27 protein-coding genes and 3 tRNA genes are annotated in these 26,500 nt (G+C 56.6%); 14 read left to right on the plus strand and 16 right to left on the minus strand.

Annotation, left to right across the window (positions count from 1 at the left end):
- Positions 1 to 120 precede the first annotated feature (120 nt).
- Positions 121 to 462: a GspH/FimT family pseudopilin gene (locus tag VCA57_RS18215; RefSeq protein WP_411186487.1), complete on the minus strand. Its 342-nt coding sequence runs from the start codon at positions 460 to 462 to the stop codon at positions 121 to 123.
- A 67-nt stretch (positions 463 to 529) separates the two neighbouring features.
- On the opposite strand from VCA57_RS18215, the gene thiO reads away from it, so the two are divergent.
- Positions 530 to 1,648: a glycine oxidase ThiO gene (gene thiO, locus VCA57_RS18220; RefSeq protein WP_411186488.1), complete on the plus strand. Its 1,119-nt coding sequence runs from the start codon at positions 530 to 532 to the stop codon at positions 1,646 to 1,648.
- A gap of 72 nt (positions 1,649 to 1,720) precedes the next feature.
- On the opposite strand, the gene VCA57_RS18225 is transcribed toward thiO, so the two are convergent.
- The 4 genes from VCA57_RS18225 to VCA57_RS18240 form a co-directional block, all read right to left on the minus strand.
- Positions 1,721 to 3,058, minus strand: a complete 1,338-nt coding sequence (locus VCA57_RS18225) for a sigma-54-dependent transcriptional regulator (protein ID WP_411186489.1) — start codon at positions 3,056 to 3,058, stop codon at positions 1,721 to 1,723.
- Positions 3,059 to 3,060: 2 nt separating this feature from the next.
- Positions 3,061 to 4,650, minus strand: coding sequence for a sensor histidine kinase (locus tag VCA57_RS18230; protein WP_411186560.1), 1,590 nt, complete (start codon positions 4,648 to 4,650; stop codon positions 3,061 to 3,063).
- Positions 4,640 to 4,885, minus strand: a complete 246-nt coding sequence (locus VCA57_RS18235) for a PP0621 family protein (protein ID WP_411186490.1) — start codon at positions 4,883 to 4,885, stop codon at positions 4,640 to 4,642. The genes VCA57_RS18230 and VCA57_RS18235 overlap by 11 nt, the downstream gene beginning before the upstream one ends.
- Before the next feature lie 174 nt (positions 4,886 to 5,059).
- Complete coding sequence (locus VCA57_RS18240; RefSeq protein WP_411186491.1) at positions 5,060 to 6,043, minus strand: outer membrane protein assembly factor BamD; 984 nt, start codon at positions 6,041 to 6,043, stop codon at positions 5,060 to 5,062.
- A 148-nt stretch (positions 6,044 to 6,191) separates the two neighbouring features.
- Here VCA57_RS18240 and rluD point away from each other — a divergent pair, with 148 nt between their 5' ends.
- From rluD to clpB, 3 genes are all read left to right on the plus strand, one after another.
- Entirely contained in the window at positions 6,192 to 7,166 is a 975-nt protein-coding gene (rluD, locus tag VCA57_RS18245) for a 23S rRNA pseudouridine(1911/1915/1917) synthase RluD (RefSeq protein ID WP_411186492.1), read from the plus strand.
- Between the two features lie 4 nt (positions 7,167 to 7,170).
- On the plus strand, positions 7,171 to 7,896 hold the full coding sequence (gene pgeF, locus VCA57_RS18250) for a peptidoglycan editing factor PgeF (RefSeq protein ID WP_411186493.1): 726 nt from the start codon (positions 7,171 to 7,173) through the stop codon (positions 7,894 to 7,896).
- Positions 7,897 to 8,067: 171 nt separating this feature from the next.
- On the plus strand, positions 8,068 to 10,632 hold the full coding sequence (clpB, locus tag VCA57_RS18255; protein ID WP_411186494.1) for an ATP-dependent chaperone ClpB: 2,565 nt from the start codon (positions 8,068 to 8,070) through the stop codon (positions 10,630 to 10,632).
- A gap of 79 nt (positions 10,633 to 10,711) precedes the next feature.
- Here clpB and VCA57_RS18260 read toward each other — a convergent pair whose 3' ends face one another.
- Both VCA57_RS18260 and VCA57_RS18265 read right to left on the minus strand, forming a co-directional pair.
- Positions 10,712 to 11,047: a PilZ domain-containing protein gene (locus tag VCA57_RS18260; protein ID WP_411186495.1), complete on the minus strand. Its 336-nt coding sequence runs from the start codon at positions 11,045 to 11,047 to the stop codon at positions 10,712 to 10,714.
- A gap of 9 nt (positions 11,048 to 11,056) precedes the next feature.
- Positions 11,057 to 13,414, minus strand: coding sequence for a DUF1631 domain-containing protein (locus VCA57_RS18265; protein WP_411186496.1), 2,358 nt, complete (start codon positions 13,412 to 13,414; stop codon positions 11,057 to 11,059).
- A gap of 211 nt (positions 13,415 to 13,625) precedes the next feature.
- On the opposite strand from VCA57_RS18265, the gene VCA57_RS18270 reads away from it, so the two are divergent.
- The 3 genes from VCA57_RS18270 (at position 13,626) to VCA57_RS18280 (ending at position 13,868) form a co-directional block, all read left to right on the plus strand.
- A tRNA-Asn gene (locus VCA57_RS18270) sits at positions 13,626 to 13,701 on the plus strand.
- A 9-nt stretch (positions 13,702 to 13,710) separates the two neighbouring features.
- A tRNA-Pro gene (locus tag VCA57_RS18275) sits at positions 13,711 to 13,787 on the plus strand.
- Positions 13,788 to 13,792: 5 nt separating this feature from the next.
- Positions 13,793 to 13,868 (plus strand) — tRNA-Lys (locus tag VCA57_RS18280).
- Between the two features lie 117 nt (positions 13,869 to 13,985).
- Here the strand turns inward: VCA57_RS18280 and VCA57_RS18285 are convergent.
- The 4 genes from VCA57_RS18285 to VCA57_RS18300 all read right to left on the minus strand — a co-directional run bounded on the left by VCA57_RS18285 (position 13,986) and on the right by VCA57_RS18300 (position 16,726).
- Complete coding sequence (locus VCA57_RS18285) at positions 13,986 to 15,287, minus strand: NAD(P)/FAD-dependent oxidoreductase (protein WP_411186497.1); 1,302 nt, start codon at positions 15,285 to 15,287, stop codon at positions 13,986 to 13,988.
- Between the two features lie 63 nt (positions 15,288 to 15,350).
- Entirely contained in the window at positions 15,351 to 15,524 is a 174-nt protein-coding gene (locus VCA57_RS18290) for a DUF3094 family protein (protein ID WP_397492611.1), read from the minus strand.
- Between the two features lie 81 nt (positions 15,525 to 15,605).
- On the minus strand, positions 15,606 to 16,100 hold the full coding sequence (locus tag VCA57_RS18295) for an MOSC domain-containing protein (protein ID WP_411186498.1): 495 nt from the start codon (positions 16,098 to 16,100) through the stop codon (positions 15,606 to 15,608).
- Entirely contained in the window at positions 16,097 to 16,726 is a 630-nt protein-coding gene (locus VCA57_RS18300) for a DUF1780 domain-containing protein (protein ID WP_411186499.1), read from the minus strand. The genes VCA57_RS18295 and VCA57_RS18300 overlap by 4 nt, the downstream gene beginning before the upstream one ends.
- Before the next feature lie 141 nt (positions 16,727 to 16,867).
- On the opposite strand from VCA57_RS18300, the gene VCA57_RS18305 reads away from it, so the two are divergent.
- Together VCA57_RS18305 and VCA57_RS18310 are read left to right on the plus strand one after the other, a co-directional pair.
- Entirely contained in the window at positions 16,868 to 17,557 is a 690-nt protein-coding gene (locus VCA57_RS18305; RefSeq protein WP_411186500.1) for an energy-coupling factor ABC transporter permease, read from the plus strand.
- Between the two features lie 104 nt (positions 17,558 to 17,661).
- On the plus strand, positions 17,662 to 17,877 hold the full coding sequence (locus tag VCA57_RS18310) for a hypothetical protein (protein ID WP_411186501.1): 216 nt from the start codon (positions 17,662 to 17,664) through the stop codon (positions 17,875 to 17,877).
- 3 nt (positions 17,878 to 17,880) lie between these two features.
- Here VCA57_RS18310 and yacG read toward each other — a convergent pair whose 3' ends face one another.
- The 5 genes from yacG to pilB all read right to left on the minus strand — a co-directional run bounded on the left by yacG (position 17,881) and on the right by pilB (position 22,665).
- Positions 17,881 to 18,081: a DNA gyrase inhibitor YacG gene (gene yacG / locus VCA57_RS18315; RefSeq protein WP_411186502.1), complete on the minus strand. Its 201-nt coding sequence runs from the start codon at positions 18,079 to 18,081 to the stop codon at positions 17,881 to 17,883.
- Entirely contained in the window at positions 18,078 to 18,692 is a 615-nt protein-coding gene (coaE, locus tag VCA57_RS18320; protein WP_411186503.1) for a dephospho-CoA kinase, read from the minus strand. The genes yacG and coaE overlap by 4 nt, the downstream gene beginning before the upstream one ends.
- 175 nt (positions 18,693 to 18,867) lie before the next feature.
- On the minus strand, positions 18,868 to 19,734 hold the full coding sequence (locus VCA57_RS18325; RefSeq protein WP_411186504.1) for a prepilin peptidase: 867 nt from the start codon (positions 19,732 to 19,734) through the stop codon (positions 18,868 to 18,870).
- Positions 19,735 to 19,737: 3 nt separating this feature from the next.
- Positions 19,738 to 20,958, minus strand: coding sequence for a type II secretion system F family protein (locus tag VCA57_RS18330; RefSeq protein WP_411186505.1), 1,221 nt, complete (start codon positions 20,956 to 20,958; stop codon positions 19,738 to 19,740).
- A gap of 3 nt (positions 20,959 to 20,961) precedes the next feature.
- Complete coding sequence (pilB, locus tag VCA57_RS18335) at positions 20,962 to 22,665, minus strand: type IV-A pilus assembly ATPase PilB (RefSeq protein WP_411186506.1); 1,704 nt, start codon at positions 22,663 to 22,665, stop codon at positions 20,962 to 20,964.
- Between the two features lie 233 nt (positions 22,666 to 22,898).
- Between pilB and VCA57_RS18340 the strand changes: the two genes are divergently transcribed.
- From VCA57_RS18340 to VCA57_RS18360, 5 genes are all read left to right on the plus strand, one after another.
- Positions 22,899 to 23,084 (plus strand): prepilin-type N-terminal cleavage/methylation domain-containing protein, encoded by a 186-nt coding sequence (locus VCA57_RS18340; RefSeq protein ID WP_411186507.1) that lies wholly within the window; start codon positions 22,899 to 22,901, stop codon positions 23,082 to 23,084.
- A gap of 21 nt (positions 23,085 to 23,105) precedes the next feature.
- A complete protein-coding gene (locus tag VCA57_RS18345; protein WP_411186508.1) occupies positions 23,106 to 23,531 on the plus strand; it encodes a hypothetical protein in 426 nt (141 codons plus the stop codon).
- 337 nt (positions 23,532 to 23,868) lie between these two features.
- A complete protein-coding gene (locus tag VCA57_RS18350; protein WP_411186509.1) occupies positions 23,869 to 24,678 on the plus strand; it encodes an ABC transporter permease in 810 nt (269 codons plus the stop codon).
- A gap of 2 nt (positions 24,679 to 24,680) precedes the next feature.
- The gene (locus VCA57_RS18355; RefSeq protein ID WP_411186510.1) at positions 24,681 to 25,520 is read left to right on the plus strand and encodes a hypothetical protein; all 840 of its coding nucleotides are present in this window, start codon (positions 24,681 to 24,683) and stop codon (positions 25,518 to 25,520) included.
- Entirely contained in the window at positions 25,520 to 26,419 is a 900-nt protein-coding gene (locus tag VCA57_RS18360; RefSeq protein ID WP_411186511.1) for an ABC transporter ATP-binding protein, read from the plus strand. Before VCA57_RS18355 ends, VCA57_RS18360 begins: the two co-directional genes overlap by 1 nt.
- Positions 26,420 to 26,500: the final 81 nt, after the last annotated feature.

Genomic DNA, 26,500 nt, shown 5'->3' on the forward strand with positions numbered 1-26,500 from the left:
TAGCCGCTGCGAAGCGTTCGCAGCGGCTAAAAACACTGAAATATGCGAGATACTGATCGTTTTTTGGTCAGTTGCCGTTTTAAAAATCAGCAAGGGCTGAAGTCGACCGGAAATACAGGGCTACTTCAGAGCATCCTTAGCGATATGAAATTGTTGTAGAGGTTTTTCGTCTGCGTCCAGTTGACCGTTTTCATTGGTGTCTTCGAAGACAAGCAAGTGTCTGTGCCACTGCTTGCTTGGGGTGCAGGACGTATTACCGGAGCAGATTGTAGTCGTCTTGTTTCTCAAGACTGCTGAGCTGCGAGCATAGTGCAGAGCTCCCAGCATTTGGTTGATGCTCTGGGTTTGTTGGTTGCGCTGTATAGTTGAGCTGAACATGGGGATCGCCATTGTAAATATGATCCCGCTAAAAAATACGCACACTGTCAGTTCAGCCAGTGTTTGACCGATCATCCTATTCATAGTTCTAGCTTCCTTGCTAGGGCAATTATCACACGCTACTTGAGTCAGTGTAGAGCAGGTTTTTTCAATGCCAAGTTGTAATGAAATACGTGTCGTGATCGTTGGTGCTGGGGTTTTGGGGCTTTTGAGTGCCTATGGCTTGGCAGCTAGTGGCGTGCATGTAACTGTTCTGGAGCGCAATCACGCCGGTACCGAGTCATCTTGGGCCGGTGGCGGGATTGTTTCTCCGCTTTATCCCTGGCGTTACAGCCCCGCGGTAACGGCGCTAGCGCATTGGTCGCAGGATTTTTATCCTTGGTTGGGTGGGCAGTTGCTGTCGCAGACGCAGATTGATCCGGAGGTGTATGTCACTGGGTTGTATTGGCTTGATCTTGATGATGAGGCTGATGCGCTTGCCTGGGCGCAGCGTGAGGGGCGTCCGCTGCAGCGTGTGGATGTCGCGGCGGTAGAGCGGGCGGTGCCTGCGCTGGCTGAAGGCTTTGAGCGAGCCGTGCAGATGGCGGATGTGGCGAATGTGCGTAACCCGCGGTTGGTCAAGGCGTTGCGGGCGGCGTTGCAACAGATGCCGAATGTCACCTTGCATGAGCACTGTGCGGTTAGTGGTTTTATTCGTGAGGGCGCGCGCATTACGGGTGTGCGTACGGCACAGGGTGACATGTATGCCGATCAGGTGGTGCTCGCGGCTGGCGCCTGGAGCGGTGAGCTGATGAAGGCCCTCGGCATCGAGTTGCCGGTGGTGCCGGTCAAAGGGCAGATGATCTTGTACAAATGTGCTGAGAACTTTTTGCCGAGCATGGTGCTGGCTAAAGGCCGTTATGCAATTCCGCGACGTGATGGCCACATTCTTATTGGTAGCACGCTTGAATATGTCGGTTTCGACAAGGTGCCAACGGATGAGGCGCTGTGCAGTTTGCAGGCTTCGGCGGTTGATCTGTTACCGGGTTTGGCTGATTCCGAGGTGGTGGGGCATTGGGCGGGAGTGCGGCCTGGCTCGCCAGAGGGTATCCCGTTTATTGGTCCTGTGCCTGGGCATGATGGTTTGTGGCTGAATTGTGGGCATTACCGCAACGGTTTGGTGCTGGCTCCTGCGTCTTGTCAGTTGTTGGTCGACTTAATACTGGGGCGTGAGCCGATTGTCGATCCCGCGCCTTACGCGCCTGCAGGGCGGTTGGGTTTGGCAGGTTGAGTGCTTTGGGGCTTCAGGTGCTCGCGGCTGAAGCCCCTCCTACATAGCGTGGGGCGTCTGCGGTCTGCTGCCTCAGTCGATGCCGAGCTTCTTTAGCCGATAGCGCATTGAGCGGAAGCTAAGTCCCAGGCGCTGGGCGGCGGCGGTGCGGTTCCAGCGGGTTTCTTCGAGTGCTTGCATGATGAGATTTCGTTCGATGGCTTCGAGGTGGTCCTCTAGGTTATCGATCTGTGCAAGGCCGGTTTCGCCGGTTTCGCTCGGGCCGCAACTGTCCGCCAGGCGCAGGTCGCTGGCACTAATGCAGTCGTCTTCGCACAGGGTGTAGGCGCGTTCGAGCATGTTCTCTAGTTCGCGCACGTTGCCAGGGAAGCGATAGCTCTTGAGCTTTTCCAGAGCCTCGTCGTCAAGTTTCGCGGCGCTTATGCCGGTGCCTTCGGCGAGGCGTTTGAGCATGATGCCCGCGAGTAGGGGAATGTCTTCACGGCGTTCGCGTAAGGCAGGCACGCGCAACTCGATTACGTTGAGGCGGTAATAGAGATCTTGGCGGAAGCGTTCGGCGGAGACTTCGGCGGCCAGGTCCTTGTGAGTGGCGCAAAGGATACGCACGTCGACCACCAGTTCCTGCTGTCCGCCTACCGCTCGCACGGCTTTTTCTTGAATCGCGCGCAGCAGTTTGACTTGCATGGGTAGTGGCAGGTCAGCCACCTCGTCGAGGAACAAGGTGCCTCCATTGGCAGCTTGAAATAGGCCCTGCTTGTCTTCTATGGCACCGGTGAAGCTGCCTTTTTTGTGGCCGAAGAACTCGCTTTCCATCAGCTCGGTAGGGATCGCGCCGCAGTTGACCGGTATGAAGGGTTGTTCGCTGCGAGAGCCCTGTTCGTGGATCAGGCGGGCAACCAGTTCCTTGCCACTGCCGGATTCGCCGCTGATGTATACCGGGGCCTGGCTGCGGGCTAGTTTGAGGATTTGTTTGCGCAGGGTTTTCATGGGTGGTGAGTCGCCAAACAAGCGACTGTCCACGGGCAACTCTTGCCCATCAGCGCTGCGCAGGCGCAATGCGGCGGCGACCAGTTCTCGCAGGCGACCTAGATCAACTGGTTTAGTCAGGAAGTCGAATGCGCCAGCCTTCAGGGCGTTGATGGCTGTATCCAGGCTACCGTAGGCGGTGATCATCGCCACCGGAACGTTTGGGTGGCGCTGCTGGATGTGCTGCACCAGATCCAGGCCTGTACCGTCTGGCAGGCGCATGTCAGTCAGGCACAGGTCAAAGGGCTCTTTGGCCAACCAGTCGCGGGCTTCTTTGACATTGCGTGCGCTGCGGGTGTCGAGCTTCATTCGCCCGAGGGTAATCTCTAGGAGTTCGCGAATATCAGGTTCGTCATCGACGATCAGTGCTCTCTGGCGGGTCATGGTCAGCTCAGTTTGCGCGGGTGGGCGAAGGTGATGCGCAGGCAGCTGCCACCAACTTCGCGCAGTTTATAGTCGAGGCGGGCCTGGTTGCTTTCGCACAGCTCGCGGGAAATATACAGGCCCAGGCCGGTGCCTTTGTTTTCCGTAGTGTAGAAGGGCTCGAACAGGTGGTGCAGTTGTTCTTCAGTAACCCCCGGGCCATCGTCCAGTACCTCAAGTACTGGCAGCTCGCTGTCTGGGTCGCGGAACAGTTTCAGCCAAACTTGCCCCTGTTTGTGCTTCTTGGCGCTATAGCGCAGAGCATTTTCCACCAGGTTGCCTAGCACTTGGCTGAGCTGATGTGGGTCCATCCGCGTTTGGATGCTGCCGCTGCAGGTTTCCAGATGCAGAGTCTGGTTCGGGGTTGCGCTGGTGCGAAATTCGCTGGCAAAACGGTGTAGCCAGTATTTCAAGTCAAGCAGTTGCGGTTCTGCTTGCCTTCGACGCGAGAGTTGCAGGACGTTCTCGATCACCAGGTTCATACGCCGCGAGTGATCCTGGATGATTTGGGCGAGACGCAGGTCGGGGCCGTGCAGTTCTTCCGACTCTTGTAGCAGTTGCGCTGCGTGGCTGATTGCGCCCAGAGGGTTACGGATTTCATGGGCAATGCCGGCCGTCAGGCGACCCAGTGAGGCCAGCTTTAGTTGTTGCGCCTGTTGGGCAATCTGCGAGATGTCATCGAGAAAAACCAGTGTGTGCTTTTGCTCGCCGCGTTGCAGGGCGATAAAGCTTGGTTGCAGTATGCGACCGTCTGGCAAGGCTTGCAGGCTGGCGGGGCGTAAGCTGGGGTTGTGCGACCATTGCTGCATACGCTTGATCAGTTTAGGGCAGTGCGGATCTAGGATCTTGCCAGTCAGGTCAGAGTGCCCGAGCAGATGGTTGGCTCCCTGGTTCGCTAGCAACACTCGATGCATTTCATCCAGCACCAGGATGCCGGTGCGCATGCGCTGCAAAATTAGTGCGTTTAACGCTTCCAAGTTGGCCACATCGGTGGCGCGCTTTTCTGCCAGGCTTTCACTGTCTTGCAAGCGACTGGTCAGGCCCTGCACAAACAGTGCAGCGGCAAAACACAGGGCGCCAAATGCGCCGACTTGCACATATTGGCTGGACGCAGCCGGGCGGCTAAGGCTGAGGTAGAAGGTTAGGTAAATCATGCCGATGGCGGCGACGGCAGCAATCAACAGGCCAATACGGCCGCGCAATAGGATGTTGGCGATGGCGACGGCGACAATTAACAGGTTGCCGATGCCGCTGGGCGTACCGCCCGCAGCATAGAACAGGCCGGAGAGCAGGATTACATCAACCAGTGCCAGGCTGAAAACCTGGGCCAAGCGTTTGGGGCGACGTACGGTGGCGATGATCAGGGCGTTTAGGGCTAGATACAGCCAGCTAGCATCGCGGAATAGCGTCGGATAGGCCATTTCCAGCAGTTCGGCGTCTAGCTCGCTGGAGACCAGAAACACTAGGGTGATGCCAATAACCAGCCGGTAAAGGTGGTAGATCCGTAAGATTCGCCAGCTTTGTTCTCCGCTCAGGGCGAAGTCAGTGCTCATCGCGGCGACGGCCTTGCTCAAGGTGGTTTTGACTGCAGAACCACTGTTCGCCATGTGCCAGTGCGTTATTGCGTGGCACATGAACGCCGCAGTGCTGGCAGCGAACCATCGGCGCAGCTTGTGCTGCTGAACTCCGAGCGTTTGCGCGCGTTGTAGTTGCGCGGCTAAAACGTCGCCACAACCAGAAAGCGCCGGCAATGATGGCAATCAAGAACAGCAAGCGGAACAGACCCATGGCGCTCTCTTCTTCTCGGTGAACCGGCAGTTTAGCTAACCCGCCGGTGTGCGCCCAGCGTAGAAACAGTGAGCCAGGCGTTGTTTTGCGCAGGTGTTTCAGCGTCTTGGTGTGTGGGGACAGCCGCAATAAAAAAGGGAGGCGTATGGCCTCCCTGCTTATGCGCTCCCTTACTCAGTCAAACAGGCCGAAGGTCATGTAGCTGAACCACGATCGGCTAGGTTGCTCTTCTGTCTGCCCAGCTTTGAGTTCGTCTGGGATTTGCTCTTCAGCGTCTTCGTATTGGCGAATCACGTCCTGGCTGGCGCGGGTTTCGCCTGGCGGCAGTGGGGTGTCGGTTTCGATCAGACCCAGTGTTGCTTTGGCCAGCCAGGAGCGGCTGTCAGTTTCTTCTTCGAGGGGCACAAATTTGCCATCGACCAGGCTTGGGTGCTCTGGATAGTTGAGTTTGAGGGTTTCCAGGCTAGTGGCTGCCAGCTCGTCCAGAGTCAGGCGCTGGTAGGCCTCTGTCATTACTGCCAGGCCATCGGCGACTGATGGTGTTTCCTGGAAGTTCTCTACTACATAACGGCCACGGTTGGCGGCGGCCACGTAGGCGTTACGCGTCAGGTAGTAATGCGCTACATGAATTTCATAGGCGGCCAATAGGTTGCGCAGGTAAATCATGCGCTGCTTGGCGTCTGGCGCGTAGCGGCTGCTAGGGAAGCGGCTGGTGAGCTGCGCGAACTCGTTGTAGGAGTCACGGGCGGCGCCTGGGTCACGCTTTGTCATGTCCAGTGGAACGAAGCGGGCAATCAGGCCGCGATCTTGGTCAAATGAGGCCAGGCCTTTGAGGTAGTAAGCGTAATCGACGTTGACATGCTGCGGATGCAGGCGAATAAAACGGTCGGCTGCCGACTTAGCTGCTTCCGGTTCTACGTTCTTGTAGTAGGCGTAGATCAGCTCCAGCTGCGCTTGCTCGGCATAGCGGCCGAACGGATAGCGCGACTCCAGTGCCTTGAGCTTGGATACCGCAGCGGTATAGCTATTGTTATCCAGGTCGGCTTGAGCCTGCTGGTAGAGTTCGGCTTCGCTCAGGTTTTCGTCAACCACCTGTTTCGATGAGCAGGCGGCGGTGAGAGCGAGGATTGCGATCAGCAGCAGGTGTTTCACTTGCATGGCGGCTTGCGTCCCTGTGACGGCGGCTGTCTTGAGCAAAGCCGTCCTGTTATGATGAGCGCCCCTGGTACCCCAGGGACAAAGACGCCGTATTTAACCACAAGCGTGTAGCCGAAACCAAAGGCTAGACCCCCTTCTGTTGCCGAGCATGTCCTCTATTAATAAGCAGATTATTCAACTGAACGCCGAGGTGCCCTATGAAATGGGCGGTCAACGCCTCGATCAAGTCGCCGCACTCCTGTTCGCCGAGCACTCGCGTTCGCGTCTGTCTGCCTGGATCAAAGAGGGTTTGCTGACCGTCGATGGTGAGGTGTTGCGCCCACGCGACATCGTCCACGGCGGTGCGCAACTGGCCCTCAAGGCTGAGCAGGAAGCTCAGGGTGAGTGGGTTGCCCAAGACATTGCGTTGGACATCGTCTATGAAGACGAGCAAATCTTGGTCATCAATAAGCCCGCCGGCCTGGTCGTGCATCCAGCCGCCGGCCACGCCGATGGCACCTTGCTCAACGCCTTGCTGCACCATGTGCCGGACATCATCAATGTGCCGCGTGCGGGGATTGTCCACCGTCTGGATAAGGACACCACCGGCCTTATGGTGGTGGCTAAGACCATCGAAGCGCAGACCCAACTGGTCGATCAGTTGCAGAAGCGCTCGGTCAGCCGCATTTACGAATGTATCGTGATTGGTGTGATCACCTCCGGTGGCAAGATCAATGCGCCGATCGGCCGCAGCTCTTCGCAGCGTCAGCGCATGGCGGTGAGTGATGGTGGCAAGCCTGCCGTCAGCCACTATCGCGTGCTGGAGCGGTTCCGTTCGCATACCCATACACGGGTCAAGCTGGAAACGGGCCGTACTCACCAGATTCGTGTGCATATGAGCCACATTGGTTACCCGCTGGTAGGCGACCCTGTTTATGGCGGGCGTTTCCGTATTCCGCCAGCCGCTAATCCGAGCATGGTGCAGACTCTCAAGGAGTTTCCGCGCCAGGCCTTGCATGCGCGTTTTCTTGAGCTGGACCATCCGCTCACTGGTTTGCGGATGAAGTGGCAGTCACCGCTGCCAGATGATTTCGTCTGGTTGCTGACGTTACTGCGACAAGATCGCGAAGCCTTTATTGGGTGACAGGATGCACGACTGGCTAACGCCGCAATGGCCCGCACCGGCCAGAGTGAAAACCTACGTAACCACCCGCAGTGGTGGCGTCAGTGTGGCGCCCTACGACAGCTGTAACTTGGGTGCTCATGTCGGCGACAACCCGCTGGCAGTGCAGAAAAATCGCCAGCGTTTGGTCAGTTTGCTCGGTTGTAAGCCCGCCTGGCTGCAGCAAGTACACGGCATTAAGGTGGTCGAGGCTACGCCAGCGCTGGTGCTGGAGGCCGATGCCAGTTGGACAAGTAAGCCTGCGGTTGCTTGCACCGTGATGACCGCGGACTGTTTGCCAGTGCTGTTTTGTGATCGCGCGGGTAGCCGTGTTGCGGCTGCACATGCCGGTTGGCGTGGCTTGGCGGCCGGCGTGCTGGAGGCAACGCTGGAGCAATTGGCGGTGCCGGGTGATGAGGTGTTGGTCTGGCTAGGCCCGGCGATTGGCCCACAAGCCTTTGAGGTCGGCAGTGAAGTACGCGATATTTTTGTCGCCGAGCATGCTCAGGCCGCAGCGGCGTTTCAACCGGGGGGTAGCGAGGGTAAATTTTTCGCGGATATCTACCAGTTGGCGCGTATTCGACTGGCCGCGCGCGGCGTCGAGGCCGTCTACGGCGGCGATTTTTGCACCGTCAGCGACCCACGTTTTTTTTCCTACCGCCGTTCGGCGCAAACGGGGCGCTTTGCCAGTCTGATCTGGCTCGGCAACTGAGTTATTGAGTCGGGGCACGCCTTCTACGGCGTGCGCTTTGGCTTTACTGATCTCCATCAACGCCGCTCGGCTTGAAACCCGCACAATCGACCTCATCTACTCTTCATCTTGCAGGCTTTCTGTTTGGTGCGATTCAGTGCGCCGGCCTGCTATTACTAAGGGGTTATTTTTATGCGTATTGACCGGTTAACCAGTAAGTTGCAACTCGCGCTCTCTGATGCGCAATCCTTGGCTGTTGGCCTTGATCACTCGGCCATTGAGCCGCTGCACTTGATGCAGGCGTTGCTTGAGCAGCAGGGCGGCTCAATTAAGCCGCTGTTGATGCAGGTCGGTTTTGACATCAATAGCCTGCGTCTCGCGCTGGGCAAAGAGCTTGATCAGCTCGGTAAAATCCAGAATCCGTCTGGCGACGTCAATCTGTCGCAAGATCTAGCCCGTTTGCTCAATCAGGCGGATCGCCTGTCGCAGCAGAAGGGTGATCAGTTCATCTCCAGCGAGTTGGTGCTGCTGGCTGCCATGGATGAGAGCACCAAGCTGGGCAAACTGCTGCTCGGTCAGGGCGTTAGCCGTAAAGCGCTGGAAAATGCCGTGACCAATCTGCGCGGTGGCGATGCGGTGAATGACCCGAACGTCGAGGAAAACCGCCAGGCACTGGACAAATACACCGTCGACCTGACCAAGCGTGCTGAAGAAGGCAAGCTCGATCCGGTTATCGGTCGTGATGATGAAATCCGTCGCACCATTCAGGTCTTGCAGCGGCGCACCAAGAACAATCCGGTGCTGATCGGTGAGCCGGGTGTGGGTAAGACGGCGATTGCCGAAGGTCTTGCTCAGCGCATCGTCAACGGCGAAGTACCGGATGGCCTGAAGGACAAACGCCTGCTGTCGCTGGACATGGGCGCGCTGATTGCTGGGGCCAAATTTCGCGGTGAGTTCGAGGAGCGTCTGAAGTCCGTACTTAATGAGCTATCCAAGCAGGAAGGGCGGATCATCCTGTTTATTGACGAACTTCACACCATGGTTGGTGCCGGTAAGGGCGAAGGCTCGATGGACGCCGGCAATATGCTCAAGCCGTCACTGGCGCGTGGTGAGCTGCATTGCGTTGGTGCGACGACGCTGAATGAGTACCGCCAATACATCGAGAAGGATGCGGCGTTGGAGCGGCGCTTCCAGAAAGTGCTGGTCGATGAGCCCAGTGAAGAGGACACCATCGCCATCCTGCGCGGCCTCAAGGAACGCTACGAGGTCCACCACAAGGTGGCTATCACCGACGGCGCGATTATCGCCGCAGCCAAGCTTTCGCACCGTTACATCACCGATCGCCAGTTGCCGGATAAGGCCATCGACTTGATCGATGAGGCGGCCAGCCGTATTCGCATGGAGATTGACTCCAAGCCAGAGGTGCTCGACCGCCTTGAGCGCCGCTTGATTCAGCTCAAGGTTGAAGCTCAAGCATTGAAGAAAGAGGACGACGAGGCGGCTATCAAGCGCTTGGCCAAGCTCAACGAAGACATTGCCCGACTGGAGCGCGAGTACGCTGACCTCGAGGAAATCTGGAAGTCGGAAAAGGCCGAAGTGCAAGGCTCTGCGCAGATCCAGCAAAAGATCGAACAGTCGCGTCAGGAGCTTGAGGCCGCTCGGCGTAAGGGCGATCTCAATCGCATGGCCGAACTGCAGTACGGCATTATTCCGGACTTGGAGCGCAGCCTGCAGATGGTTGATCAGCACGGCAAGAGCGAGAACCAGCTGTTGCGTAGCAAGGTGACGGAGGAAGAAATCGCCGAAGTGGTGTCGAAGTGGACGGGTATTCCGGTAAGCAAGATGCTCGAAGGCGAGCGCGACAAATTGCTGAAAATGGAAGGCCTGCTGCACCAGCGCGTTATTGGTCAAGATGAGGCTGTGGTGGCCGTAGCCAATGCGGTGCGCCGTTCCCGTGCTGGGCTGTCTGATCCGAATCGGCCGAGTGGTTCGTTCCTCTTTCTCGGCCCAACCGGGGTGGGTAAAACTGAGCTGTGCAAGGCGCTGGCGGAGTTCCTTTTCGACACCGAAGAGGCGCTGGTGCGCATCGATATGTCCGAGTTTATGGAGAAGCATTCCGTAGCGAGGCTGATTGGTGCGCCGCCCGGCTATGTCGGTTACGAGGAGGGCGGCTACCTGACTGAAGCTGTGCGCCGTAAACCGTATTCGGTGATTCTGCTGGACGAGGTGGAGAAGGCGCATCCGGATGTATTCAACGTGCTGCTGCAGGTGTTGGAAGATGGCCGCCTCACGGATAGCCATGGCCGCACCGTGGACTTCAAGAACACCGTGATTGTGATGACCTCCAACCTCGGCTCGGCGCAGATTCAGGAGCTGGTGGGGGATCGCGAGGCGCAGCGCGCCGCCGTGATGGACGCAGTTGGCACGCACTTCCGTCCGGAATTTATCAACCGGATTGATGAGGTGGTGATTTTTGAGCCGCTGGCCCGAGACCAGATTGCCGGTATCGCTCAGATCCAGTTGGGGCGTTTGCGTGAGCGCTTGGCTGAGCGCGAGTTGAGCCTGGAGCTGTCTGCTGAGGCGTTAGACAAGCTGATTGCCGTCGGCTATGACCCCGTCTACGGCGCGCGGCCGCTCAAACGTGCGGTGCAGCGCTGGATCGAGAACCCGCTGGCGCAGTTGATTCTGTCCGGTAAGTTCGCGCCAGGCGATAGCATTGTCGGGCGGGTTGAGGGGGATGAAATCGTCTTCGGCTAGATACTGCTAGCGATGTCTTAGGCTCGAATAAAAATACCCCGGTTCAGCAACGCTGGCTGGGGTTTTTTATGGTGCGGCATCACAAGTGCTTGAGCAGAATATCCAGCGCGGCGGCCTGGTCATCGGCCAGGTCGATGATGTGAAAGCCTGCCCAGCAGTGCTGCTCATTGGCACCGGGACGGCTCCATAGGCAGTCGGCCCCTAGAGTTATTTCACAGATGCCATCAATCATCTGTTCGCTGACCAAGCGGCACTCCACCAACTCGTCTGCGGTCAGCAGAGTATCGCTGAAGAGCATAAAACCATCGGCAGATAGATCCACAACGCGGCCCAGGCGTTGGCCTGAGTGCAGTTCGAAGACCTCGAGCTGTAATCCGGTGTTATACCGGTTGTGTAAGCGGCGTTCGTCATTCATATGAGGTCCTTATGCTTGAGGCTCAGCCGCGCGTCCGGTGAGGCGCTGTAGGGTGCGGTAAATGACGGTAAGTGCACGGTCCACCAGCGGTACGCTTTGTTCAAGAGGAACGATGCGGGCCAGCCCTTGTTCCATTTCAGTCGCGAGTTGGGTGAGCGGTTTGATGGCCACGCGTTGGCCGCTCTGGTCAACAAACATGTAATTGCGGGTTGTTGGGCTGAACCACGACAGCTTGAGCGTGCGCACTTGCTGGTCGTTGACGAACTCAAACCACGTCCCGAACTCGATATGGCCTAGCTCTTTGGCGAGTGCTTGGGCGCGCGGCGAGAGCGTAGCGGTGCGTGGGGCGAGAGTGGCCAGCGCCGCATCCTCGCCGAGCATTGCGCCTAGCGGGCTCTCCGGCAGTGTTGGGTTGAGCTTGGCCGCGACCAGGGGTTGTTTGGCTTGCACAGCATGCTGGCAGGCCACCAAGTCCTGCAGCAAACGGCGGATGCCGTCTTCGTGATAGCCGCCAAGCAACTCCAGGCCTTTGCGCAGGTTTTCCAGTAGCGGTACGCGCAGCTTTTGCAGGCGCTCGCGGTCTGCCTCACTGAGCAGGGTGCCGCTCCAAGCCAGTTGTTCGGCGGCCTCGCAGGCGTGTTGCCATTCGCTGCTGTGTTCGCCATTGCGTAGCAGGACGAATACCAGCACGTCTGCCCAGGTCAGCTCGAGAAAGTTGCGGATGATGGTCGGTGGCTGGCGGTTGTTCAGGCAGTGACGGATAACTTCGATTGCATGTTGGCGAGCGCCGAGCAGCTTGTCGCGGCCCTTGGCGGCTTCCACAGCGCGGCGCTCGCGTAATTCAACCTTGTGCTTGAGCGTGGTGACAAATTCGTTGAACTCTTCCAGCAGCTTTTCAAACAGTTGCAGGTCGCCGAAAAAATCCTGGATGACCCGCTCGACCACCCACTGCATTTTGGCCAGCAAGCCGCGCTCGTCACCTTCGCTGCCATACAGGACGCCAGCCTGGGCCATGGCATTAAGTAGGCGTCTGGCGGGATGGTGATGCTGGGTGAACAGCGCTTTATCCTGCAGAGCCACCTTTAGATAAGGCGTGTGCAGGTGTGATAGCGTGGTTTTGCAGGTGTCGGGAAGGTTGTCGTCATCGAGAATAAAATCGAACAACATACCGACCAAGTCGATTATGTCGGTCTCTTGGTCGGACAGTTTCTGCTGGCCTGGCAGCTCGCTGTGTGCTTCCAGTTGTTGTTGCAGGTCGGCCTTTAGGCCTTCTACCTGTTGCGGATGTTGCAGGCGTTGCGACAGGTCGTTGCTCGACTGCTGCTGCATGCGGTTGAGGGCGTCCAGCAGCGCGGAGGCACTGTAGATGCTGTTAGCCTCGCGCGGAGTGAAGCTGGCAATACTCCGGGAGCCGCCAGCCAGTGGCGCATCAAAGTTGCGCTGGCGATGCTCGCTTAGCAAGTTTGTCAGGCTAGTGAGTAGCTCTTGTGGTGCGTCGGGCGGCGGGCCGCTTAGGTCGCTGTTGCTTCTATTGTGTTGGCGGCCGGCGGGTTTTGCGCCGGCCGTGCTGCTGGCGTTTCTGCCATCGTTGCTGCCTTCACTCGCGGTCGTGGTCTCCGCAGGTGTGGACGAAGTCTTGTGGCGCGCTGGCTGGTTGTTGCGCTGTGCGCTGTATTTCAGATTGGGTAGTACGCCTGCTTCAATCAGGCGCTGGTTGAGTGCGCTATAGATGCTATCCAGACCCTGCATGACATGGGTGTCAAACAGAGTGTAGAGGATGACCTTTATACGCAGCGGAAACGGGCAGGGTGCCAGGGCATCGCGAAAGGCCTGGGCAATCATCTGCGGGCCGAAGGGGTTTAGATCCTCGCCGAGCTTCTGGCCGTTATTCAGGAGTGCCAGGCGCTGCTCCAGTGCAAACAGTGGCTGCGCACAGCGAGCCTTGACTCGGCTGACCATATTGGTGACTTGCAGGCTCTCTTCGTAATCCTCGTTCTGCACCAAGGCCATCTGCTCTGCATTCAGTTCGCTGTCGTTGGCGGGCGGTTTAAGTTTGCCCTCAAGGAAGTCAGAGAAGTTCTGCGCGATTTTTTGGTGGTAGCTGCGTTCTATCAGTGGGCGCTGTCGGCGGATCTCGCGCATGTTGTCGAAGAATAGGGTTTGCACCTGATTGTTCTCGGCTTTTTCGGCGCACTCGAACAGCGTGTCGTCCACTTGGGCAAACACACCTGTCAGGTGTTCGGCCAGACAATTCATTACTAGCTTGCGGCAGCTTTGCACTAGCTCACCGAAGCGTGGCTGAATGCCACGATTGGCGAGGGTCGGTACTGAGGAGGGGGAGAGGGGCGGTGTGCCCTGATTGCTCATGGACTTTCCTGGCTGAGCCTTGCGGCGTGAGCGCCCTATATATGGGGCACGCATAAGGAAGATATAGCAGCCCTTCACGCAGCTGCAAATCATTGTAGTAAAAGCAAATTTAGGGGTTGACAGGTTCGCGCGAAAACGTAAAATGGCGCGCCTCAGACAAGCGAAACGAATTAACAAGCGGTTCGGTTTTCTGAGGAAGGAAGCAAGTAGTTCCGCGATAGCTCAGTCGGTAGAGCAAATGACTGTTAATCATTGGGTCCCAGGTTCGAGTCCTGGTCGCGGAGCCAATCTTTCATCGGGGTATAGCGCAGTCCGGTAGCGCGCCTGCTTTGGGAGCAGGATGTCGGGAGTTCGAATCCCCCTACCCCGACCATTTTTGGGTCGTTAGCTCAGTTGGTAGAGCAGTTGGCTTTTAACCAATTGGTCGTAGGTTCGAATCCCACACGACCCACCATTTCAAGCATGCTTGAATGATAAAAAACCCGCCTAGTGCGGGTTTTTTATTGCCTGCGATTTCTTGTCGCCACTGTTTAATTGGGGCGGGCAAGGCTATGCCTTGCCCGCTGCGTATTTAGTGCAGTTTAAGGCGTGGCTCGGTACTGCGGCCGATGCGGTCGCCGAGCATCATCAGGAGTGTGCGGGTTACGCCGTACAGCGCAATCTGGTGCATGCGGTAAAGCGACACGTAGAACATCCTTGCCAGCCAGCCTTCGAGCATGACGCTGCCGGTCAGGTTGCCCATTAGGTTGCCGACTGCGGAGAAGGTCGACAGAGAAATCAGCGAGCCGTAATCGCGATAGCGATATTCCCCCAGGGCCTTGCCCTCAATGTGCAGCTTCAGCGACTTAGCGAGCAATGATGCTTGCTGGTGCGCTGCCTGTGCGCGTGGCGGAACGTTGCGTCCTTCGCTATCGGGTTGTGGGCAGGCGGCGCAATCGCCGAAGACGAAGATGTTGTCGTCCCGCGTGGTCTGCAGCGTCAGGCGCACTTGCAGTTGGTTGATGCGGTTGCTTTCCAGGCCATCTAGCTCTTTGAGGAAGTCGGGCGCGCGGATGCCTGCAGCCCAGACTTTCAGGGTTGCCGGGATGACCTGGCCTTGCGCAGTATGCAGCGCCTCGCGAGTCACTTGGCTGACCGCTGCGCCAGTGAGTACTGTGACGCCGAGCTTCTCCAGCGTTTGCTGAACTGGCTTACTGATGCGCTCCGGTAAGGCTGGCAGCACGCGCGGGCCGGCCTCGATCAGGGTAATGCGCATGTTCTCCGGGCTGATCCGGTCCAGGCCGTAGGCCGCCAGCTCCTTTGCCGCGTGGTGCAATTCGGCGGCCAGTTCGACGCCCGTGGCACCTGCTCCGACGATGGCGATGTTGATCAGTTCGGTGGCTTCACCTTGGCTGGCGTGCGCGCGCAGGTAATGGCTGAGCAACTGGTGGTGGAAGCGTTCCGCCTGTTCGCGGGTATCGAGAAACAGGCAGTGCTCGGCCGCGCCCGCAGTGCCGAAATCATTGGTGGTGCTGCCCACGGCGATGACCAGGCTGTCATAGCTCAGCTCGCGCGCGGGCATCAGTACCTGGCCCTGGTCGTCCAGGGTGGCCGCCAGGCTGATGTGCTTTTCTGCGCGATTAAGGCCGCACATACGCCCCAGTTGGAACTCGAAGTGATTCCATTTGGCCTGGGCCACGTAGTTCAGCTCGTCGCCGGATGAGTTCAGCGAGCCGGCGGCTACTTCATGTAGTAGTGGCTTCCAGATGTGCGTCAGGTTGGCGTCGACCAGGGTGACCTTGGCTTGGCCGCGTTTACCCAGGGTTTTACCCAGGCGGGTGGCAAGTTCCAGTCCGCCGGCACCGCCGCCGACAATTACAATTTGATGAGTCATTAGGCACGCTCATAAGGCTTTTAAGGAAAGGCGGCGAGTCGCTGTGGGCGAGCGCTAAGCAGCTCATAGCACCAGTCGACTCAGAAGACGGCTCAGTACACCCAGGCCAATCGTGATCATCACGATGATCAGCAGCAGCCGCCAAACCTTGAACGGCTGGCGTTCGACCTGATGCTGTGGCGCGCTGAGGTATTGCTCGACACGTTTTTGATCATCAGGGTTTAGGCGGCTGGACATGAGTGCCTCGCATAAGGGGGGAGTTGGCAATTGATTGAAGCTGATTGCCAGCTGAGGTGCTTGGCATTTTAGCGGCGTGGCTTACAAAGGCTCAACGCGTAGGGCGTCATCTAGGCGAATAATTCCCCCTTGTAACACGCGCGCGGTAATTCCGCCGTGGCCGCGCATGGCCTGGAAGGTGCCGAGCCCCAGGCGTTCTTCCAGGCGTGCGCAGGGTTGGCACCAGCCGGTAGTTTCTAAAATCGCCTGGCCGATACGGAAACGCCGACCTTTAAGGCTGAACAAGTTGATGCCGCTGATGGCGATATTGCGCCGCAGCTCTGCTGCGCTGATCGGGTTCTCGGCAGGGCGACCCATTAGGGCGCTGACCACTGCCAAGTGTTCCCATTGAATCAGGGTTACTTGTCGGGCATTACGTGGGCCTGGACGGCTGTGGTCGCCGGTGAGGCCGGCTTCGCGGCGCGCTTCGACGGCATCCAGCTCAATCATCGTTGCTCGTGAGGCGGGGCGTACGCCAATCCAGCGCACGCAGCCTTGTTGTGGCACCTGGGCGAGCAGCTCATGCAGAGGGCTCACAGACTGATCCCAATATCAAAGAGCACCGAGCGGCCAAGGTTATGGCGCAGGAAGTCTGGTGCATCGGGGTGGGCGAACAGTACGCGAGCAAAGGTCGGGCTCACCAGTGATAGCGAACGCCAGCCTTGGCGAAGAAATTCGGTTGGCGGCGGAAAGTGGCTGTTGAAGTCCGGCACGGCACGCTTCAGGTTGACGTAGGCGAGCAAGTCCAGCTCGCCAAGATCAAGGCCGCGCTCTTTATAGTTGTGGGCTTTTTTACGCAAGGTCGGGCTCAGTCGTTGTTGCAGTTCGGTGGCGGCGATGCGTTTAGGCTTAGCTTCGCGGCGTACCAGTTGGCTGAGAGAGAACGCGCTGCGCCGCCGTTCCAGTTCGGCGCGCCATTCATCATTTAGGCGGCGGCCCTCGTCGAGGACGAAGAACACTTCAAAGCTGGCGTCGCGGAACAGTACGTCGGGCGGCTCATGGTCGGCAGCGCTGAATTCATCGAGGCGATGGCTGACATTTAGCGCTTGCAGCAGGCGTTGGCAAACCCAGCGCTCACGCTCCCACTTGCGTGCGTTGGTGAGGAAGGCGTTGGCCTGTTCGGCCTGGTGCGTCAGCAGACGCAGGTAATCTGAGTCATCCATGGTCGTCAGCTTAGCCTGCATGATTAGCGTATTGGTAGCCTCTACGGCGGATGTTCCAGGCTTTTAATCTGTCGCTTGAGCGTGTCTGGGTGTGCGGTTGTAGACTGCACCGTTCGCATCACAGGTTTGGAGTGATTCCGGATGATTGCCGAGCAACTGTTGTCCTCTACCAGTCTCTTGTTGGGCTGGCTGATTTATCTGCCACTGCTGTGTTGGGCAATCTGGCGGGCACCTTGGGTCGAGCTGTGCAGTGATCTGCGTCGCCAGCATCTGCTTGGCGGCACAGCATTAGCGCTGTTTCTGTTGTGGCTGGTGCGGCGCGATTTCGATTCGGGTCTGTCTTACCATTTTATTGGCATGACGGCGGTGACGCTGCTGCTGGATTGGCCGCTGGCCATGCTGATGGGCTTGATCGCCCAGTTGGGTTTGCTGGCCTTGGGTCGGCAGGACTTTATGGCGCTCGGCGTGAATGGTCTGCTGCTGGTGGTTATTCCTGTTGGGGTGACTGAGGCTTGCGCGCTCTGGGTCGAGAAAAAGCAGCCACGCAATCTATTCGTTTATATCTTTTGCAGTGGCTTTTTTGCTGCGGCGCTAGCGACTTTGCTGTGCATTATTGCTGCCTTTGCGCTGCTCTGGGTGGATGGCTTGTTTCCGATGCCGCCTTGGCTGGAGGATTTTATCGGCTATCTCTGGCTGGTGATTTTCCCTGAGGCCTTTATCAACGGCATGCTGGTTACGGCGTTGGTGGTGTTCTATCCGGATTGGCTGGAAACCTTCAACCGCACGCGCTACTTGGCTGCGCCCTGGAAGGATGATGATCCGGCGCGCTGATGGCGCAGTCTTCAGCGCACTGATCCGCCTAGGTGGCTTGATCCAGATCAAACTGCTCCGGGCCGTCTAGATCATCCTTGGTTCACCAAATTGGAGGGCGTGATATGGGTGTGCATCAGTGGGCAAGGCAAGAGATCGAGCGCAGTTTGCAGGGCGTTGAGGGGCAGGGTTTTGATCAGGCGATGGCGCTACGCGCGCTGCTCAGTGCGGTAGTCGAATGTAGCCGTGCCGGGCGTACTGCGGCGGATCTGGCCGCAGAGCTGCAGTTTCTCGCTGACAATCTGGATGACGAGCGGGACTACAGCTTTATGCGGCCGTGATGGTCAGTGTTGGCGCGGCGGTAGTTCGCCGGAAAATATGTCGTCTTCCATTGGGTCGCCGGCAATCGCGTGTTCTTCCGAGGCCCAGGCGCCGAGGTCAATCAGTTTGCAGCGCTCTGAGCAAAAAGGCCGGCTCGGGCTTTGTGGGCCCCATTCGACGGGTGCGTTGCAGGTGGGGCAGGTGACTAAAGTTGGCGTGCTCATGCTTGGCCTCCGCGTAAGGTTAGGTAAAAGGTATGCAGGCGTTCCACCTCTGCTTGCAGCCAGGGCAAGTCCCGGTCATTGAGCAACACATCATGGGCGTGGCTAAGGCGTTCTTCACGGCTGGCCTGGGCCTTGAGAATCGCTTGCACCTGCTCGCTGGAACTCTGGTCGCGGGCCATAGTGCGCTGCACCTGCAGTTGTTCCGGTGCATCCACCACCAGTATGCGCTGGGTCAGCTTGTGCTGGCCTGACTCAACCAGCAGCGGCGAAACCAGAATGGCGTAGGGCGATGCTGCGCGGGCCAGGTACTGCATGATTTCCTGGCCGATTAGCGGATGCAGCAGGGTTTCCAGCCAGCGGCGTTCGGTGTCATCGGCAAAAATCCGCGCGCGTAGGGCGCTACGGTTTAGTTGGCCGTCGGCTTGTAAAACCTCGTTGCCGAAGTGCTCGACAATTTTGCCCAGCGCGGGCTTGCCCGGCTCAACCACCCAGCGTGCCGCATGATCCGCGTCGACCAGGTGCACGCCAAGATCGATAAAGTGCTGAGCAACCGCGCTCTTGCCGCTGCCGATACCGCCTGTAAGGCCGAGAATCCAAGGGGTTGTCGTCAATGTAGGGCGCTCGCGTCGATCATCCAAGGGCGCGATTGTAGGGGGGATTCAGGAGCGAAGCGAACAATCCGCCACGATCCGAGTACGTCGTAGCTCGGATGCAATCCGGGGTGTACCTGGTTATTCCCCGAATTGCTTGACTATTTCCCGGATTGCATCCGGGCTACGTCGATTGCTAAAAGCCGGCAATCTGCAGGTAGCGGGTGGTGATCTGCTCACCCCAGATCAAGGCAATCCAGCCGGCAATTGCCAGGTAGGGGCCAAATGGGATCGGTGTACTGGTTTCGGCATTGCGCATACGCAGCATGATAGTGCCCAGCACTGCGCCAACCAGTGAGGACAGCAGAATGGTCAGTGGCAATACTTGCCAGCCGCCCCAAGCTCCAAGCATGGCCAGTAGCTTGAAGTCGCCATAGCCCATGCCTTCCTTGCCGGTTACCAACTTGAACAGCCAGTACACCGACCACAGGCTCAGGTAGCCGGCAATCGCCCCCCAAAGCGCATCCTCCAGGTTGGTGAACACGCCAAAGCTATTGGCAATCAAACCGAGCCAGAGTAACGGCAGCACCAGTGAGTCGGGCAGCAGCTGGTGGTCGACGTCAATCAGGCTCATCGCCAGCAAGCCCCATGTCAACACCAGCATCGCGCAGGCTTGCCAGGTAAAGCCGAAATGCCAGGCAATAAATGCTGACAACAAGCCGCAGCTCAACTCAACCAGTGGGTAGCGCAGGCTAATCGGCGCTTTACAGCTTGAGCACTTACCGCGCAGAAATAGGTAGCTGATAACCGGGATATTTTCCCACGGCTTTATTTCATGGGCGCAGTGTGGGCAGCTTGAGTTGGGCAATACCAGGTTGAAGGTTTCTTTCTGAGGCTCCGCAGGCAGTTCCAATATCTCACGTGCCTGCTCACGCCAGTCGCGCTGCATCATTTTTGGCAGGCGATAAATCACCACATTAAGGAAGCTGCCAATCAGCAAGCCCAGCAGTAGGGATACACAAATAAAGGCCGGCAAATTGCCGGCCAGAAAGTCGAGTGCCATAAGTCAGCCAACCACCGAGCCGAGCTGGAAAATTGGCAAGTACATGGCGATGATCAGACCGCCGACCAGCACCCCGAGTACCGACATGATCAGCGGTTCCATCAAAGTCGTGAGGTTATCTACGGCGTTGTCCACTTCGGCCTCGTAATACTCCGCAGTCTTATCCAGCATCTGATCCAGTGAGCCAGATTCTTCACCGATGGCTGCCATCTGTACGGCCATGCTGGGGAATACCCCGGTGGAGCGCATCGCAAAATTCAGCTGGGTACCCGAGGACACGTCATTGCGAACCTTTGCTATCGCTTGGCGAAATACAACGTTACCGGAGGCGCCTTCAACAGAGACTAAAGCTTCAACCAAGGGAACGCCTGCCGCGAATGTGGTGGACAGTGTGCGGGCAAAGCGAGCAACCACGGCCTTGTAGAGAATGTCACCGACGATAGGTGCTTTCAGCAGCGTGCGATCCAAAAAGTTGCGGAACTTTTCAGATCGTTTGTATGCCTCTTTAAACGTAAAGCCGATTGCAAAAAAGGCCAATATAAAGAGGTACCACCACTCTTGTAAGCCTCGTGACATATTCACCACAACTTGAGTGAAGGCTGGCAGTTCAGCACCGAAACCTTGGAAAACGGACTCAAACTGCGGTACTACCTTAATCAGCAAAATAGCGGTCACGATCACCGCTACTACGATCACAGTAATTGGGTAGGTCATGGCTTTTTTTATTTTAGCTTTTAGTGCTTCGGTTTTTTCTTTGTAAGTGGCAACCCTGTCTAGCAGGGTTTCCAGTGCACCAGACTGCTCGCCGGCATCCACCAAGTTGCAATACAGGTCGTCAAAGTATTGCGGCTTGGTGCGTAGCGAGGCTGCGAAACTGTTACCAGCAGCGACTTCCTGTTTGACGTTGTCAATCAGTGTGCGCATGTTGGGGTTTTCAAAGCCCTCGCCAATAATGTCGAAGGATTGCAACAGGGGGACGCCGGCTTTCATCATGGTCGCCATCTGCCGAGTAAACAGGGCGATGTCCTTCGGCTTGATCTTCTTACCGGCGCTGAATAGCGGCTTGGGCTTCTTTTTGACTTTGAGCGGGTTAATTCCTTGCTTGCGCAATTGCGCCTTTACTAAGGCCGGATTCTGGCCGTTAATTTCCCCCTTGATCTTGGCGCCCTTTTTATCGGTGCCTTCCCACGCAAAGGTGCTGATGCTTGGAGCTTTGGCCGCCATGGCTTAATCCTTGGTCACACGGTTGACTTCTTCAAGGCTGGTAATGCCTTGCATTGCCTTCAGTAGAGCGGATGTGCGCAGGTCGTTGAAGCCGTCTTTGCGCATTTGTACGGAAATATCGATGGAGTTACCTTCCTCCATAATAATCCGCTGCAGGGCAGGCGTGTTTTTAACCACTTCATATATTCCGACACGGCCTTTGTAGCCACCGTTACAGTTTTCACAGCCTACCGGGCCGAAAAGTTTCAGCGTATCGACTTTGTCTTCCGGGAAACCTTCCTCCAAGAGCGCTTCTCGCGGAATCTTCACCTCTTTTTTGCAGGTGTTGCAGAGTTTGCGTGCGAGTCGCTGGGCAATGATTAGGTTGACCGAGGTGGCGATGTTGAAGGAGGGCACACCCATATTGCGCAGGCGGGTCAGCGTTTCTGCGGCGCTATTGGTGTGCAGGGTCGACATCACCATATGGCCTGTCTGCGCCGCCTTCACCGCGATGGATGCGGTATCCAGGTCGCGAATCTCACCGACCATTATGATATCTGGGTCTTGGCGCAAAAAGGCTTTTAGAGCGGCAGTAAAGTCCATGCCCTGCTTGGGGTTGACGTTGACCTGGTTGATACCTTCTAGGTTGATCTCTACCGGGTCTTCGGCAGTGGAGATATTTACATCCACGGTATTTAGGATGTTCAAACCGGTGTAGAGCGATACGGTTTTGCCGGAGCCCGTCGGGCCTGTCACCAGAATCATGCCCTGGGGTTGCTTGAGGGCGGCCATATACAGGTCTTTTTGCGCCTCTTCATAGCCCAGCGCATCGATGCCCATCTGCGCGCTAGCGGAGTCGAGAATCCGCATTACGATCTTCTCGCCCCACAGGGTGGGGCAGGTGCTGACGCGGAAGTCGATGGATTTGGTTTTGGATATGCGCATTTTAATGCGCCCATCCTGCGGTTTGCGCCGCTCGGAAATATCCAGACCTGCCATGACCTTCAGGCGTGCGGAGATGCGCGGCGCCAGTTGGATTGGTGGTCTCGCAATTTCCTGCAGAATGCCGTCGGTACGAAAGCGTACTCGGTAGGTTTTTTCGTAAGGCTCGAAATGCAGGTCGGATGAGCCTTTTTTAATCGCGTCGAGCAGCATCTTATGTACGAAGCGTACAACCGGTGCATCGTCTGCCGAGTTGCCGTCGTTACTGTCCTGTTTGTCGTCGTCAACGGCCTCGATATCAACGCCGTCGAGATCGACATCGCCCAGTTCTTCCATGCCGTTATTGGCTGTGTCGAAAAACTTCTCGATGGCATCGGTCAGCTTGTCATCTTCAACCAGAAGTGGCTCGGTGGTTAGGCCGGTGGAAAACTGTACGTCGGTCACTGCCTGGTGATTGGTAGGGTCTGACACTCCAACAAATAGTTTATTGCCGCGGCGAAATAGCGGAAGCACTCTGTGCTGGCGAACCAGCTTTTCGCTGATCAAATCGCGTGGCTGGCTTTCTTTCTCAATGGCGCTGAGGTCGCAGAAGGGAACCCCAAACTGCTCGGCAGCCACTTCGGCAATGGCTTTGCTGGTGGTGAGCTTGTTTTGCACAAGGTAGGAGACCAGTGGGATTTTATTGCGCAATGCTTGGGCTTGCGCCTGAGAAGCAGCGCTTTCGCTTAGCAGCTTGGCATTGACCAGTTGCCGGGCCAGGCCAGTTAGATTGGGGGCTTCGCTCATGATTTATAGAGTGCTTCTTGCCGGATTGTGTAGTTGTCTTATAGCTCAAATTAGGCAATGGCCCAAGCTGCGCAGTGTCAGGTGACAAAAAACGGCAGATGTTGCCCTGGGGGAGTTGTTGTTGTCTGTGGTGCTGGCTGCCGTGCTACCCGAATACGGCTTGTCAGTGGTTGGCACGTCCTGTGCTAGGTATCTGTCAGGTCGTTGACCTTAACCATAATAGGAGCTTGTCCATGAAGTCTCTCAAGAAGCAAAAAGGTTTTACTCTGATTGAGCTGATGATCGTTATTGCAATCATTGGTATTTTGGCCGCTATCGCTATTCCGCAGTTCAATGATTATCGCGCCAAGGCAAACGATACTTCAGCGGTCGCTGATACCAAAAATGGTATTACCGCAATTATTTCTTCGCTGCGCTGATTCGGACCTAGGAGACATAAAATGAAAAAGATTACTCTGTTACTCGCAGGTCTGATGGCTTCCAGTATGGTCTCTGCTGTACCTCTTGCAGGTAGTGGTCCGGTAAGGATGACTGATTGCGCCCTGTTGAATGAGGATGTCAATATAACGTTGACTACAGGTGTTGAAGCTGGTGTTGGTTGCGACGCTGACTCTATTGTTATCTCTGCGTGTCACACCGCGGGCCGTACTACAAGTCGTTCTGCGCAGGTTACTACCTGCGTAAATACCGATAATGACCCGGCTACAGGTGTTGGTGGTAACGAAGACTGTACTACTGCCCCGCAAGCTGTAGAAGGTCCCGCCATGCCGACAGCGTCCACTTTGGCTGGCACTGTTGTATCTCAGTTCCCTGCCGGTGCCTGCACTGCGGCGGATGCTGAGACATTTGCAGAGACCCAGCTTTAATACCTTAAAGTTTAAATAAAGGAGGGCTTGCCCTCCTTTATTAGTTTAAAGGTATTGCGGGATTTAGGTGTTGTAACTCATAGAGTAGACCGTTCGTGATGTAGTAATTTTTCGTTATAGATTAGTATTTTATATAGGGTCTTTAATTGATTGCTATATTCTGTGATGCGTAGGTTGCGCTAGCAAAATATTTTTCCACCGCTTGCTACGTTAAGGGGTTTGCTAAATGTTATCAACTTGAATAGATTGGGCTGCTATTTTTATTTGTAATTTATTCGGCGAGCAACGCTTTTGCGTGCGTCGATTTTTATTTTATAAAGATACCTATCTGCAAAAAATGCCTATTTATCACGATTTTATAACTGCATTGCGCTTGGTCTTTAAGGCGAAATTTATCTGGATGGCTGCTGGCGTTCTGCTGGTGTTGGTGCTGGTCACGTTGTTGTCCGCCTATTTCGGCGGTCGTCAACCAGCGGCCGTAGCGCTTGATGTGGGGTTTTCGACCATCCGCTTGTTGCTGCCACTGCTGATTGTTCTGCTGGTTCAGGAGTTGCTTTCACGCGAGTTCGACAAGCGTTATTATCTCAACTCCCTGACTTACCCCAACGCGCGCAGTACCTTGCTGCTTGGTCGTTTTGCGGCAGTCTTTGCGCTAGTACTCTGTGCATTGTTTGCACTTGGCGTGCTGCAGGTTGGTTTGGTGCGCTTTATCGGCGACATCTACCCGCAGGCCACGCCTGTGGCGCTGGGGCAACCTTATCTTATTGTTATCGTCTTTTTGCTACTTGACCTGTTGGTGCTGGCCGCGCTGGCTACGTTGCTGGCGGTAGTCGCCTCGACCCCAAGCTTCGTCCTGATCGGCACCTTCGGCTTTATGCTGGTGGCGCGCTCTTATGGCACTATCGTCGAGCTGCTCAGTAATAATGCCGGGGTGGTGGTCAATGCCGAGGGTTATCGAGCCAGCCTCGGCGTGCTCGGTTACCTGCTGCCGGATCTCGGTGCGCTGGATCTGCGCATGCTCGCGCTCTACGGCAAGTCGGAGTTTCTCCCCGCCGACTGGCCCTGGTTGTTGCTAAGTAACCTAGCCTACGCATGCGCCCTGCTGGCGCTGGCAGTCTGGGCGCTGCAGCGTAAGCGTTTCGCCTGATTATGCGCAGTCAACCTTCCTTGCTCTTGCTGCTGGCGCTGATCTGTTTCGCTCTGTTCGCCGCCGCCTCGCAGTGGCGCGCCAATACGCCTGCGCCTGTGACACCTGTCGTTGAAGGCCGGGTGGTGATCGCCGCGCCGGTGTTGCTGGTGCTGTTCGGCGGTGATCGTTTTCTCGCGGCCAACCTTGAAACCATGCGCTTGGCCGCTACTGGCGTCGATTGGGGGCAGGCGGATACTGGTTATCTGATTCGTGCCCAGCAGGTGGTCGCCGAACTCAACCCCTGCCATGAGGACAATTACTACTTAGCCAATGGTTTACTTACCTGGGGGGGGGCGGATCGTGAGGGTAGTGAGGTGTTGCGCCGTGCCAGCTCTTGTCGCTTTTGGGATGAGTTACCGCCTTTCTTTTACGGCTTTAACAGGTTCTTCTTTGATCATGATGTAGATACCGCGGCGACTTACCTTGAAGAGGCCGCTTCGCGCTCAACGGCTAACGCGGCTGGCTTTCGCAAATTCGCCATTATGCTTAAGGCTGAGCAAATTCAGGATGAGCAGCTCGCCCTTGAGTTTTTGCAAGGTGAACAGGATCAAGCGTCTGACCCTAAATTGAAAGCAATGCTTGCCAAACGCGTTCAGCGTCTGCAGGGGCTGGTGACGCTACGTGAAGCTCAGCGCCGTTTTGAAGTGCAAAGTAGTAGTCCGCTCATCGCCCCCGATCAGTTACTTGAGAGTGGTTTGCTGGCCGCGTTTCCCGAGGATCCACTGAAGCTTGGTTATGAATTTGTCGATGGGCGCTTTGTGCTGAAAAAGCTAAAGGTCGCCGGTATGGAGGATCGGTAGTGCCAGCAGTTTTAGAATTTAAAGTCGTCAGCCATGTCTTCCGCAGCAAAGGCAAAGAAGTTCAGGCGTTGTGCGATGTCAGCTTTAGCCTGGCAGAAGGCGAAGTCTTTGGTTTTGTCGGCCCCAACGGAGCCGGCAAATCCACCACCATCAAGGTGATGCTGGATATCATCAATGACTATCAGGGTGATGTGCGTATCTATGGTGTGGATGCGCGGCGTGCTGAGGCGCGGCAGCCTCTGGCTTTTGTGCCGGAAGCCCCTGCGCTATATGAGCAGTTCACCCCGCTAGAAATTTTGCGCATGGGCTTGTCCATGTATGGCATCAAGCGCAAGGATGCCGATGCCTGGTGCATGCAGTGGCTTGAGCGCTTTTCTGTCGCGCAAAACGCTAAGCGGCGTATTCGTGAATTGTCCAAGGGTAATGTGCAGCGGGTGGCGTTGGCGCATGCCATGGTGGTGCAGCCTAAATTGCTGGTGTTGGATGAGCCGTTGTCCGGTCTCGATCCGGTGGGTCGCAAGGATGTGGTGGAAATCCTGACCGAGTACAAGCAGCAGGGAGGGGCGATCTTCTTTACTTCCCATGTGTTGCATGACGTTGAGCGTATTGCTGACCGTTTTGGTTTTATCAATAAAGGTGAGTTGCTGACCGTTCGCTCGCCGCGTGAGTTGGCGGCGGAGCGAGTTGATCAGATGCTGGTGCGTTTCAATGCTGAAAAACCGCTGCTGGAGGGCTGTAAGCAGTTGCGTGAGGCGGAGTTTGAGTGTGAGTTGGCGCAGGCCGATCTGCCGGCGTTTATTGCCCAGCTCAACAGTGTGGGCGGGCATCTGTTGACCATCAAGCCTGCTGTATCGCTGGAGACTGTGTTCTTCAAAATTCTTGAGCAGGCAGCGCATTAATCATTTGTAGGATGGGTCGGGCCGCGTTGGTTGAGCGCAGCGATATCCATCATTGAGGCCCGCATGGGTATCGCTTTGCTC

The sequence above is a fragment of the Pseudomonas sp. genome (assembly GCF_046581935.1).
Lineage (GTDB): Bacteria > Pseudomonadota > Gammaproteobacteria > Pseudomonadales > Pseudomonadaceae > Aquipseudomonas.